The 12295-nt window shown below is 60.4% G+C and carries 13 protein-coding genes; 3 read left to right on the plus strand and 10 right to left on the minus strand.

Going from position 1 to position 12295, the window contains the following annotated elements; all coding sequences use genetic code 11:
- Positions 1 to 58: 58 nt before the first annotated feature.
- From CCANI_RS06780 to CCANI_RS06790, 3 genes are read right to left on the minus strand one after another with little or no spacing between them, the layout of a single operon-like run.
- On the minus strand, positions 59 to 223 hold the full coding sequence (locus CCANI_RS06780; protein WP_186749989.1) for a hypothetical protein: 165 nt from the start codon (positions 221 to 223) through the stop codon (positions 59 to 61).
- Positions 220 to 915 (minus strand): YceI family protein, encoded by a 696-nt coding sequence (locus tag CCANI_RS06785; protein WP_146323120.1) that lies wholly within the window; start codon positions 913 to 915, stop codon positions 220 to 222. The genes CCANI_RS06780 and CCANI_RS06785 overlap by 4 nt, the downstream gene beginning before the upstream one ends.
- A 23-nt stretch (positions 916 to 938) precedes the next feature.
- On the minus strand, positions 939 to 1271 hold the full coding sequence (locus CCANI_RS06790) for a hypothetical protein (RefSeq protein ID WP_246118129.1): 333 nt from the start codon (positions 1269 to 1271) through the stop codon (positions 939 to 941).
- Positions 1272 to 1357: 86 nt separating this feature from the next.
- On the opposite strand from CCANI_RS06790, the gene CCANI_RS06795 reads away from it, so the two are divergent.
- A complete protein-coding gene (locus CCANI_RS06795) occupies positions 1358 to 1741 on the plus strand; it encodes an RNA polymerase-binding protein RbpA (RefSeq protein ID WP_146323121.1) in 384 nt (127 codons plus the stop codon).
- 50 nt (positions 1742 to 1791) lie between these two features.
- Here the strand turns inward: CCANI_RS06795 and CCANI_RS06800 are convergent, their stop codons facing one another.
- From CCANI_RS06800 to CCANI_RS06810, 3 genes are read right to left on the minus strand one after another with little or no spacing between them, the layout of a single operon-like run.
- The gene (locus CCANI_RS06800; RefSeq protein ID WP_146323122.1) at positions 1792 to 2589 is read right to left on the minus strand and encodes a polyprenol monophosphomannose synthase; all 798 of its coding nucleotides are present in this window, start codon (positions 2587 to 2589) and stop codon (positions 1792 to 1794) included.
- Positions 2531 to 4015, minus strand: a complete 1485-nt coding sequence (gene lnt, locus CCANI_RS06805) for an apolipoprotein N-acyltransferase (protein ID WP_146323233.1) — start codon at positions 4013 to 4015, stop codon at positions 2531 to 2533. The genes CCANI_RS06800 and lnt overlap by 59 nt, the downstream gene beginning before the upstream one ends.
- A gap of 38 nt (positions 4016 to 4053) precedes the next feature.
- A complete protein-coding gene (locus CCANI_RS06810) occupies positions 4054 to 4572 on the minus strand; it encodes an FxsA family protein (protein WP_146323123.1) in 519 nt (172 codons plus the stop codon).
- A gap of 108 nt (positions 4573 to 4680) precedes the next feature.
- Between CCANI_RS06810 and CCANI_RS06815 the strand changes: the two genes are divergently transcribed.
- On the plus strand, positions 4681 to 5691 hold the full coding sequence (locus CCANI_RS06815; RefSeq protein ID WP_146323124.1) for an alpha/beta fold hydrolase: 1011 nt from the start codon (positions 4681 to 4683) through the stop codon (positions 5689 to 5691).
- Here CCANI_RS06815 and CCANI_RS06820 read toward each other — a convergent pair.
- The 3 genes from CCANI_RS06820 to CCANI_RS06830 all read right to left on the minus strand — a co-directional run bounded on the left by CCANI_RS06820 (position 5688) and on the right by CCANI_RS06830 (position 7144).
- Positions 5688 to 6194: an O-acetyl-ADP-ribose deacetylase gene (locus CCANI_RS06820; protein WP_146323125.1), complete on the minus strand. Its 507-nt coding sequence runs from the start codon at positions 6192 to 6194 to the stop codon at positions 5688 to 5690. The genes CCANI_RS06815 and CCANI_RS06820 overlap by 4 nt on opposite strands.
- A 5-nt stretch (positions 6195 to 6199) precedes the next feature.
- On the minus strand, positions 6200 to 6649 hold the full coding sequence (locus CCANI_RS06825; RefSeq protein ID WP_146323126.1) for a hypothetical protein: 450 nt from the start codon (positions 6647 to 6649) through the stop codon (positions 6200 to 6202).
- A 231-nt stretch (positions 6650 to 6880) separates the two neighbouring features.
- Positions 6881 to 7144, minus strand: a complete 264-nt coding sequence (locus CCANI_RS06830) for a hypothetical protein (RefSeq protein WP_146323127.1) — start codon at positions 7142 to 7144, stop codon at positions 6881 to 6883.
- Positions 7145 to 7295: 151 nt separating this feature from the next.
- Here CCANI_RS06830 and CCANI_RS06835 point away from each other — a divergent pair, with 151 nt between their 5' ends.
- Positions 7296 to 7994, plus strand: coding sequence for an LbetaH domain-containing protein (locus tag CCANI_RS06835; protein ID WP_146323128.1), 699 nt, complete (start codon positions 7296 to 7298; stop codon positions 7992 to 7994).
- A gap of 588 nt (positions 7995 to 8582) precedes the next feature.
- Here CCANI_RS06835 and cobN read toward each other — a convergent pair.
- Complete coding sequence (gene cobN, locus CCANI_RS06840) at positions 8583 to 12155, minus strand: cobaltochelatase subunit CobN (protein ID WP_146323129.1); 3573 nt, start codon at positions 12153 to 12155, stop codon at positions 8583 to 8585.
- Between the last annotated feature and the right edge of the window lie 140 nt (positions 12156 to 12295).

Genomic DNA, 12295 nt, shown 5'->3' on the forward strand with positions numbered 1-12295 from the left:
CGGTATGCCGGAATTACGTCACTGTGACGAAATTAGTTGGCGACGAAATTAGTCAGCCTCAGCGGCGTTGCCGGTACGCCTGCACAAGCTGCACCGAGGTCAAAATCATCAACCCGGCGCACATGAGCGCCATCAAGGTCATCTCGTTGTACATCGTGTAGCCGATAAAGACAATCAGCACGACGATGCGCAACCACAATGCCGGAATCATCTTGGAGATCATTTTGCGTCAGCCACCTTCTCAAACGTGAGGCGAATATTTAGCTCGCCTTGCTCATCAATCTTTGCCGCCACGAACTCTGGGGTCTCCACGCCGAAGTCCAGCCGGTTCAGCGGCAAGGTTCCGGCGACCACCAAGCGTTGCGCCGTGCGCAGCACCTCGAAATCGCCGGAGACTTCGCGGGATGCACCGTGCAATTGTAGGTTGCCGATCACGCGCGCCTTGCCTACGGTCCCGTTGTCCGGGATATTGCTCAGCTCCGCCGGGTTGGTCAATTCGAATGAGGCCTTCGGGTAATCGTCTGTGTGCAGCAGGCTGCGGCGCACATTGATATCGCGTTGCTCCACATCGGTGCGCAGCGTGGTCATATCGACCTCAATTGCACCGGTTTTCAATTGCGTGCCTACCACCTCAATGGAGCCCGTCACATCACGCGTGCTCCCAGAGGTCGACCGCGGCTCGCCCGGCAGAATTTCAAAAAACGTGTAGCCGACCGATGTGGTATTTGCGCCGCTGCCGGGAATCACCTTCCACGTTCCGCTCAGTTCGGTCGTGGCACCAACCGCCTGGGATGCATTCAAGCCTCCCGTTTTAATCCCCGGATCAGTGAGCGCCTTGTATACCACGGGACCGACGCTTGCCAGCGTGAGAAGCACAATGGCAATTACTGTCAGAACGAGGAACGGTTTTCTCATACCCAGCATCCTATCCAACGCGACTAGTACGAATTTTCAATGGTCTTAGCGAGCCGAATCAGCTCTTCGCACAGCTGCTGAATCTCCTCCTGATCAGGGCTTTCATCCTGTAGGGCGATCTGTATATCCTCGGAGGCGCAGCGTAGCGCAAATAAGCGATCGTGAAGCATCAACAATTGGCCATAACTCAGGCGAACCCCCTGCCGTGGAATTTTTTTAGTGATGTGAAGGTTGCGTTGTTCGTAGGCACGTTGCCGGCAGGAGCGATTGCAATATCGTTTCGGCCGCCCACGGTTTGCGGGTGGTAGCGGAATGGGCTTCCCACACCATTCGCATCGCTTTTCAATCTCCTCCACACGCCCAACCCTAGCCCACGCGCTTTGGTTGGCTATAGTGGAGAAATACACCAACCACTATTGAGGGTAAGGACGGAATAACCTCTATGGCAGATCGCGTACTTCGTGGCAGCCGCATGGGCGCCGTGAGCTATGAGACAGACCGCGACCATGATTTGGCACCCCGCCAAATGGTCAAATACCGTACCGAAGCCGGTGAAATCTTCGAAGTTCCGTTCGCCGATGATGCCGAAATTCCCGGCACCTGGATGTGCAAGAACGGGCAGCTAGGAACCCTCGTTGAGGGCGAGGGAATTGAAGCCAAGCCGGTGAAGCCGCCGCGCACTCACTGGGATATGCTGCGGGAACGCCGCACCATTGAGGAGCTTGACGTGCTTCTGGAAGAACGCATTGAGCTGCTGCGCAAGCGCCGCCGGAACGCGGCCCGCCTGCTCAAGCAGCAGCAAGAAGAAGCCGAAAAGAACGGCTAACCCAAAAAGGCACTCGATCATGAGTGCCTTTCCCTATGTCCGCAGGATTCCTAGGAGCGCTTACGCAGCTTCTTCCATTGGTAACGGGCAATCTTTGCGCATTCCTTGGAAATCTCGCGCACTTGTGAACCCCGATGGGCAATCCCCCAACGCGTGACCTCCAGCAGGGAGTCCTTGACAAAGGACCCATCCAGCTTGGACTCCCCGATCTCACGTTCGGTAAACGTGATGGGCACTTCGCGGACATCGAAACCATCGCGAACGGCCCGCCACGCCAAGTCCACCTGGAAGATATAGCCGGCGTTGGAAAGCTCATCCAGATCCAGGGATTCGAGCAGGCTGCGGCGATACGCCCGGTAGCCGGCCGTCATATCGGACAGCCCGGCCCCCAGCGCCAGCGAGATATAGATATTGCCGCCCTTGGATAGCACCCAGCGCTTCTTGGGCCAGTTGACCACCTTGCCGCCGGGCACGTAGCGGGAACCGATCACCAGATCAGCGCCGCGATCAACCTCGGCGAGCAGCAGGTGCAATTGCTCCGGCGCGTGCGAACCGTCCGCATCCATTTCGCATATCACCTGGTAGTCGCGCTCCAAGGCCCATTGGAACCCCGCCACATAGGCACCGCACAGGCCGCCCTTGCCCTCGCGGTGGAATACCTTGATGTGATCGTCTTCGGCGGCCAGCTTATCGGCCAACTCGCCGGTACCATCGGGGCTGTTATCGTCCACAATCAGGATGTCCACTGTGGGGGCGGCGGATCGGACGCGACCGGTAATTAGCGGCAGATTATCTAGCTCGTTGTAGGTCGGGATGATGACCAACGTACGGTCGCTGGGATTGCTCATGGGTGTCAGTCTCCTTGGATAAGGTTCTCCTGTTGCGGTCCTTCAGTACGGCTGCGGCCGCAATCAATGCCCCAATGATACCCATTGTGTACTCAATGACTGAACCGAAGCGGGCCGCAATTGTCTTCGAGTCCTTCAATGGCAGATCCGCAACCAACGTCGTGGCCTCGAAGATTTGTGTGCTTTGGGTGACGCTCCCATCGGGTTGCACAATGGCGGAAACCCCAGAGGTCGCCGCCACTACCACCGCGCGATCAAGCTCCAGCGCCCGCATCCGGCTCATGGCCAATTGCTGGTAGGTCATATCCGTGAAACCGAAGGTCGCATTGTTCGTCGGGCTGGTCAGAATCTCCGCGCCATTCAGCACCGCCTCCCGCGCCGCGGCGTCGAAAGCAATTTCGTAGCAGGTGGCAATGCCCACGGCGATACCGTCCATATGCACCACGCCGCTGCCGTCGCCGGGCTGGAAATTACCGGCGCGATCCACAAACGAGGAAAACAGCCGGAAAAAATCCCGCATGGGCATCGTCTCACCAAATGGCTGCAGGAATTTCTTATGATGCCACTCCCCCTGCCCTTCCTCCGGATCGAACACAACCATGGTATTGCGCATGCCAACTTCATCGCGCGTGAGCGTGCCCACCAGCACGGGGGCGTCAACGTGGCGTACCGCGGCGTCGATACCCTTGCGCGCCTCAACATCGGCGAACGGGTTTACGTCGGAGGAATTCTCCGGCCATATTACCAGGTCAACGGGCTCATCCAGGCGCTGCGTCTCCGCCACGTGATTAGCCAAAACGGCGCGACGCTGGGCGTTAAAATCCAAGCCCAGGCGGGGAACATTGCCCTGAATCGCCGCCACCTTGACCGTGCCCGTCGGCTCCCCTACCTGCGCAAAGCTTAACGCCGTGCCCAGCGCAAGCGGAACGATCAGGTACACCGCACCCCACACACGCGGCCTGTGCAGCAGCAACGCCAAGCCCGCGCCCGTGATCACCAACATCGCGGTGACCAGCGCCGGGCCGCCGATCGGGGTGAACCATTGGAGGACGCCGCCGAGTTGCCCCCATGCCGCGCGCGTCCATGGGAAACCGCCGAACGGCCACGAGCTTCGCAGCCATTCCACGGCCACCGTCCAAAGCGAAAATGCTATCGGACCGAGGCGCGGCCAGCGCACCAGAAGGACGCCGATGGCGCCGAGGAGAATCGAATACAGTGACTCCGTGAGCGCAAGCGCGATATACGGCAGCGGGCCGACAAATTCGCCGATCCACGGCAGCAGCAATAAATACGTGACGACGCCGTGCACCCACCCAAACAGCGCACCTTGGCGTTTTGAACGGGCGCGGAGCAGCACGAAATACAACAACCCCATGCCCGCGATACCCGCCGGCCACCAGCCGATCGGTTGGGTGGCGGCGTACATGAAAACCCCGGATGCTGCGGCGAGCAGCAACGTGAGGATCACTTAAAATCCTCGGGCCGGGCCTTATCCGCCCAAGTCTGGATCTCCTCCTCCGTGGGGTTGGGTTCCGCGGGTTTCGGGGGCTGCGGGCTCGGCGCGGATTCCATATCAATAAAGGAACCGTAGGTGTTGCCGTAGCGGCTGGTGGCCACGAAACTCCGTACGCCCATCTCTTCGATCCGGGCGCGCAGCTTCTTCGCCAATATCTTGCGCGCAATCGCACGTGTGGGCGGCAGGATAAATAGCAATCCGATGACCGTGGAAACAAACCCCGGCAGGGCCACCAACACCGAACCGGCCGCCAGCAAGCCGTAATCCCCGGCGAGTTGGCCGGGGGTGCTGCGCCCCTGGGATGCGGCTAGCGCAATGCGGCGCATCTCAAAGGCGGCTAGGAACAGGCCGCCGAAGAAACAAGCGACCAACAGCAGGAGCGCCCACCCGACACCCAGCCAGGTGGCCATGCCCCAGAACGCGAGCATTTCGAGAATGATATACGGGATAGCAATAATCAATGGCACACTGTCAAGATTACCCATTTTGGGAGACGCGCTAGCAACGGTGCCCGCCGAACCGTGCGCCGAAAACGCCTTGTTGCTGCGTATGTTCGCCCCGTGTAGCGTAAAACTATGGGTATAAAAACTGAAGCAACACCGCCGCGCTGGTGGCAGCGGGGCCGCCGGGGATGGCTGCGGCGAGTGGCCATCATCGCCTGCGTCCTCGGCGCAATTCTGGTGGTGGGCGGCTTGCTTCAACGGGACGGCGAGGTGGGCAAATTCCGCACCGCCGAAGGCTATGCGGCGTACAAACGTGAGTACGACGCCGCATTGGCGGATATGCCGGCACCCAAACGTATGTTGGACGTGCCCACGGATTTTGGCACCGTGCGCGCCTACGAATGGAGCACGCCGGAAACCGAACACAGCGTGCCGGTGGTATTGATTCCGGGACGGGCTTCGGGGGCTCCCATGTGGTCAGAAAACCTGGCGGGGTTTGCGCGCCAACACCGCGTGATCGCCTTCGACGCCATCGGCGACGCCGGCCTTTCCACCCAGCGCGTCCCGCTGACCGATACGGCGCACCAGGCCCACTGGGTGCACCAAACCCTTAAGGAACTCGCCCCCGAAGGCGCGCACATCGTCGGCCACTCCTTCGGCGGCGCGACCGCCGCCACCTACGCCCACCACTACCCCAGCGAGGTGAAAACCTTGACGCTCCTCGAACCGGCATTTGTGTTTGGCTACCCGCCGGCGAGCGTGCTGTGGTGGTCCGCCATCACGCAATTGCCAGGATTGCCGCAATCGGCGCGGGAGTACGCGCTCGGCAAAATCTCCGGGTCTGAGTATTCCGCGGAAACGCCCGTGGCCCGCATGATCGACGTCGGATCGAAGGAATATTCGGCGGCTTTGCCCACCCCGCATCCGCTTACTAATCAGGAAGCCGCCGAGCTGCGCATGCCGGTATACGTGGCCATTGCGGGCGGCTTTTCGCTCGCCGGCGGATCCGGCGGCGCCGATACGGCAAAAGAGCTTATCCCCCACGCCCAAGTTAAGGTATGGCCGGATACCACCCATTCGCTCCCCATGGAGGTGGCCGACCCCCTGGCCGACGAACTCGCCGAATTTTGGGGGCAGCCCTAGCCCAGCGCCTGCCGATACAACCGGTGATTTTCCTGGTCAAAGCAGACAAATAGCACCCGCTGCACGCGCTGCGCCAGAAACTCCTGCACCGCCGCGATCGCGATGGGCGCGGCGAGTTCCTTGGGGAAGCCGTACACCCCAGTGGAGATATTTGGAAACGCCACGCTTGTTGCGCCGAGCTCCTCCGCCACCAGCAGGCTATTGGCGTAGCACTCCGCAAGCAGCGTTTCCTCGTTATGGCCGCCGCCCACCCACGTCGGGCCAACCGTATGGATAATGTGCCGCACAGGCAAGAGCCCGCCGCTGGTGGCCACCGCCTGGCCTACCCGGCACCCGCCCTGCCGATTACGGATCACTTGGCATTCCTCCACCAGGCTGGGACCAGCTTTGCGGTGGATCGCGCCATCGACGCCGCCCCCGCCCACGAGCCTGGTGTTCGCGGCGTTGACAATCGCGTCGATGCGTAATGCGGTGATGTCGCCGCGCATCACTTCGATGTTCATGCCACCTAGCATTCCAGGGTGACGTTAATAACCTCAAAGTGGGGGTTAAAGTGCACGGCCGGCCAATAGCCGTCCTCGAATCTGCCCATCAGGTCCACCATGTGTAGCACAATTGTTTCAGAGTCGAATTCCAGCGAGGCGTCGAATTCCTCCGGCACCACTTCCGCATTCTCCTCCCCTGCGAAGATCTCCACGATGGTTTCCGCAGCGCGCAATTTCAGCGCTTCCAATTGCTGGCACACAAGCTGGACGCGCGGGATGAGCGCGCTCACGGATTCGGTATCCAGGTATCGTTCCCAGTCACGAATCACGATGTAGCACTTGCCGAGCGCCGTGGCCACTTCCCCGGTGTATTCGGGCCTGCTGATTCGGTCACCTTCAGGCGAGAAGAATTCGCTGCGCCGAAACTCGCCCAGGCCGGGAAGCTCGACGAGTTCGTCCTTCCTAATGTTCACACAACCCAGTGTAGGTGGGAAAAATACAAAGCATCAGGACCAAAACCCAACGATGGCATTTAGGTTTCGTAACGGAAGTTAACGGTGTGGGTTTTCAATAATCGGGAACGTTTCTCAACCCTGCAGCTCAGCACAGTTTTCCCACACCCAATACCTTGCTTTATGGCTAGGCTTAGCGCAATACAAGAGTATTGGCGTACGCTTATTTAAATTCGAGAAAACCACGAAGTATTATTCAGAAACGGCGATTTGCGGGCACTGCTGCCGCACCGCTTCGATCACGGCGTCACGCTTCCAGCACACAAACTCGAAATCGATTCCCGCCCTCGTTGTTGCGGTCAGTAACACCGCCGCCATGCGCTTATGTTTGCGCAATCCAGTGAGTTCCGTAAACGGGATGGCGATCTGGCTCTCTTGGGTATTGAAATTCAGCGCGTGCGGTTCAAATACCAAGCGATCCGGCGTGACGCCAAGGTGTCCGCCGCGCGCAATCATTCCGCCGGTTCCAACGAGTATTTGCAGCGGATTGAAGGCTAATGCTTTCTCTATGAAAGATGCAGGTTTTGTTAAGTGGTTTGCGGGTACTTTTACAAGCAAATCGGGGTACATTGTCACAGTAAACCATTGACACACAATCGAGGCAATAGTGGATCTAATTTTCGAACTTGCCGATTATCAATCGGGGGGCCTATCCCGCATCCGCGCGCTGACGGACATTCCAATGCACGGCGTCCGCGCCGGCGACTACGGAGGTTGGGTTTCCTCCACCCATACCGCGGCCGGGCAACCGCGCATTGCACCCACCGCATGGCTCGGCGGGGACGCAACGTTGCGCGGTGAAGCGCGGCTCCTTGACCACGCATTAGTCAAGGGACGTGCGAAAATTCAAGGCCACGCGCTTGTCTGCGAAGGCGCCATCGTGCGCGGGCAAGCCACGGTCACAGACAACGCACGAATCACCGGCCGCGCCTGCGTACAAGGCAAGGCGACGATCACCGATCACGCGCTTATCGACGGCCGCGCCCACGTCCATGGCAACGCCCGCATCTGCGGTCACGCCACCATCACCGAACGCGCACAGGTGTTCGGGAATGCTGTGGTGGCCGATAATGCATATATCGCCGGTTTTGCGGAAATTACTGCACGCAATCAATACCTAGTAATTCAGAATTTCCCGGCTTTTGAGGGGCAACCTATTATTATGTATCGCGACCGCAATGGTAACGCGATAATCCGCCACGGCAATTCCGAGCATTCATTGGACCAGCTGCGCGAAAACAACGAACATCAAATAGGTCAGCTGGTCAAATTCCTTGAAACATTGATAGTGAGGTGGGCGGACTAGTCCATTGCCCTGCCGAGGAATGCTGCGAGCCGCACGGTAGGCCCGACCGCTCCCGCCCGCCGATCCCGCCGCTCAGGCAGATTCGACATGCCGGGGTGCTTGGGTCGGTGTTTCCGCAGGTGCGCAAAACGGCCGCGTGAGATGTGCCTGAGGCAGATCTGGCCAAGGTGATTGGTTTGAGAAAGTTCGAACCTTATTGCCCGGGAATGCTCTCCCCGCCGCTTCCGCCGCTATGTCGTGTGTGGTTCCGGATAGGTTGTGCGCAGCCGTTGACCTGCGATCGTCCGGAATTTCTTCATTAGGGTAGTTAACGAAGAATGGAAAGACGAGCTGCGGCGTTTTTGGGCGTTTTTGGGCCAGATTCGTCCTGGATTTCTTCGTTGGGGCCCCGAATGAAGAATAGAAAGACCAGCCCCAGGTCGGCAGTTGCGCACAACCCATCGGCGACCTAGGCGGTTGCGCACAACCTATCGGTGATGTGATGTGGCGGGGTTGAACCGGCTGCCGAACTCGGCTCACGCAAGCAATTCCGCCGGAGCTCCGTGAGCGGATCGCGGAGCTGGCGCGCCAAAACCTAGAGCAATATGGCTAGCGGTCCTCCAGCTGGCCTTCCATTTCGAGGAAGGTATTGCGGAGCAATTCCATGGCCTCGGCGGAGGGCTTTTCCCACAGGCCGCGCTCGGCGGCTTCGATGAGGCGTTCGGAGATATCGCGGAGCGCCCAGGGATTGGATTGTTCGAAGAATTCCTTGTTGGTGGGGTCGCCGACATACGTGTCGGTGAGGGTTTCGTACATCCAATCGTCCATAAGGCCGGTGGTGGCGTCGTAACCAAACAGGTAATCGACGGTAGCGCTCATTTCGAACGCGCCCTTGTAGCCGTGGTTACGCATCGCCTCGATCCAGCGCGGATTGACCACGCGGGCGCGGAACACGCGCCGAGACTCCTCGTGCAGCGTGCGGGTGCGCACGGTTTCCTGCCGGGTGGAATCGCCGATAAACGCATCGGGATCCTTGCCAGTAAGGGCGCGTACCGTGGCGACCATGCCGCCGTGGAACTGGAAATAATCGTCCGAATCGGCGATATCGTGCTCCCGGGAATCCACGTTTTTGGCGGCGACCTGGATGCGCTTGTAGGCGGTGCGCATATCGTCGGCCGCGGCCACCCCATCGAGGCCGCGACCATAGGCGTAGCCGCCCCAGGTGGTGTACACGGCGGCAAGGTCTTGATCGTCGCGCCAATTGCCGGATTCGATCAGCTGCAGCAGCCCGGCGCCATAGGTGCCCGGCTTGGAACCGAAGATGCGGCGTACGTGCTCCGCCCCATCGTCCTGGGCGTGCGCGCGAACATAGTTTTGATCCAGCGGTTCGTCGAGGTTTGCAACCATCTGCACCGCATCGTCCAAAAGCGCAAGCACGTGCGGGAAGGCATCGCGGAAGAAACCGGAGATGCGAACCGTCACATCGATGCGCGGACGGCCAAGCTCCGCCAGGGAGATCACCTCGAGGTCGATCACGCGGCGGGACGCCTCGTCCCACACCGGGCGAACACCCAACAGGGCGAACACCTCGGCGATATCGTCGCCGGAGGTACGCATCGCGGACGTGCCCCACACGGACAGGCCCACGGACTTCGGATACGCGCCCTCATGATCCGCCTGATAGCGCTCCACCAAGGAATCCGCGAGCAGCTGGCCGGTCTCCCAAGCCAAGCGGGAAGGCAGCGACTTCGGGTCCACCGAATAGAAATTGCGGCCGGTGGGCAGCACATTGATCAGGCCACGCATCGGGGAACCGGACGGGCCTGCCTCGATAAAACCGCCATCGAGAGCGTGCAACACCTGGTCGATTTCGCGCGGGGTCTGGGCAAGGCGCGGAATGATCTCATCCGCCGCGAATTCCAAAATCTTTGCGACATCCGCAGGAAGCCCTTCCGCGATCTGCGGAATCGCCGACTTGTCCCACCCGGCGGCGTCAAGGGCGGTGAGCAGGCCGCGAGCCTGTTCCTCCGCGGCGTCGACACGCGCACGAGTTTCGTCCCCCTCTTCGGACAGGCCGAGGGCTTCACGCAAGCCGGGCACTGCGGTTTCGCCGCCCCAGAGTTGGCGGGCGCGCAGCATGGCAAGCACGAGGTCAACACGCATTTCGCCGGAGACTTCCTCGCCGAGGATGTGCAGGCCGCCGCGGATGGCAACGTCCTTGATCTCGCACAGCCAGCCGTCGATATGCATCAGCATGTCGTCGAACACCTCTTCGTCGGGGCGTTCGTCCCAGCCGAGGTCGCGGTCCATCTTTGCGGCGGTAAGCAGCGTCCAAATCTCCTGACGGATCGCGGGCAGCTTCGCCGGATCCATGGCCGAAATATTCGCGTGCTCGTCCAACAACTGTTCGAGGCGGGTGATATCGCCATAGGTCTCGGCGCGGGCCATTGGGGGGATCATATGGTCGATAAGCGTGGCATGCGCGCGGCGCTTCGCTTGTGTGCCCTCGCCGGGATCATTGACCAAGAACGGGTAAATCAGCGGCAGCTCATCGATCGCGGCATCCGAATAGCAGCCGGCGGACAAGCCCACCGTCTTGCCGGGCAACCACTCCATATTGCCGTGCTTGCCCATATGTACGATCGCATCCGCGCCAAACACTTCGCGCAGCCAGTAGTACGTGCCCAGGTAATGGTGGTTCGCGGGCAGGTCAGGGTCGTGATAAATGCCCACCGGATTATCGCCGAAACCGCGCGGCGGCTGCACCATCACAACCACCTTGCCGAACACCAGTCCGGCGATATAAATCTCATTGGTCTCCGGATTCACGTAATGCGTGCCGGGCGCCGCCCCCCAATGCTCCTGCATTTCCGCCTGCATATCCTCCGGCAGCGTGGCAAAAAACTCCAGGTACTGCTCACGGGACAGCTTCAATGGGTTGCTCGCCAACACCTCATCGGTAAGCCACTCCGGGTCGTGCCCGCCGGCGTCAATCACGGCGTGCATAAAGGTATCACCGTCCATATCGGCGTAGCCGGGGATGGCCGAAGTATCGCCAAGGTCATAGCCGGCGTCCGCCATCGCGCGCAACACCCGCAGCGTGGAAGCCGGGGTATCCAAGCCCACGGCGTTACCGATGCGGGCGTGCTTGGTCGGGTATGCCGATAGCATCACCACGATCTTCTTTTCGCTATTGCGCAGGTGACGCAGCCGCGCATGGCGGTACGCGATGCCAGCAAGCCGCGCGCACCGCTCCGCATCCGGCACATAGGAAATCAGCCCGTCGGCGTCGTGCTCCTTAAAGGAAAACGGCACGGTGATCAGGCGGCCATCGAATTCCGGGACCGCCACCTGCGTGGCCACATCCAGCGGGGTCAAACCATCATCGTTTTCATCCCAATCGGCGCGCGGCGAGGTCAACGCCAAGCCCTGAATAATCGGGATATCAAGGGCCGCCAGCTGGGCCACATCCCAAGCCTCATCGTCCCCGCCAGCCTGCGCCGTTGCGGGCTTCGTGCCGCCCGCCGCCAACACGGTGGTAATAGCCACATCCACGGTTGCCAGCTCGTCCAATAGCTCCGCCGGGGCCTGCCGCAACGAGGCGGTAAAGATCGGCACGGGGCGCGCACCGCGCGCCTCAATCGCATCGCACAACGCCTGGATATAGGCCGTATTACCAGCAAGGTGCTGCGCACGGTAGTAGAGGACGGCGATGCGGGGCGCGGCGTCGTCAAGCTGCGAAGCCGGACGTTCCAGGTGCCCCCACATGGGCATATGCTCGGGGGCGTCAAAGCCCAAGCCGGTCAACAGCACGGTATCGGAAAGGAAACGGTACAGGTGCTCCAGGTTCTTCGCGCCACCCTCGGCAAGGTACGTATGTGCGGTAGTGACCACGCCGGCCGGCACGGTGGAAATATCCGTAAGCTCCGCGTCCACCGCAAGCTCACCCGACACCACGATCACCGGCTTGCCCGTAGCAAGCACGCGTTCCAGCCCTTCCTCCCAGGCGCGCTTACCGCCCAACAAACGGACGATAATCAGTTCGGATTCCTCGAGGTGGCTTGCCAACAATTCGTCGCTAAGCAGCGTGGGATTAGCAAAACGGTACGAAACGTGCTCGGCGCTGCTGGCGGCTTTGGCGGAAAGCAAGTCCGTGTCAGAGGTGGACAACAATAGGAACATAAGACAGTGTGATCCTTTCTCAGGGGATTCGCGCCCCGGAAACGTTAAGCCCTGGAAACTGGGAAAGCCATGCGGTGGGTCTGGCTGTAACAATGGCGCGACCGCCCGGAATTTCACCGTGGGTTCCACCACTTGGCTTC

The organism is Corynebacterium canis (genome assembly GCF_030408595.1).
GTDB lineage: Bacteria > Actinomycetota > Actinomycetes > Mycobacteriales > Mycobacteriaceae > Corynebacterium > Corynebacterium canis.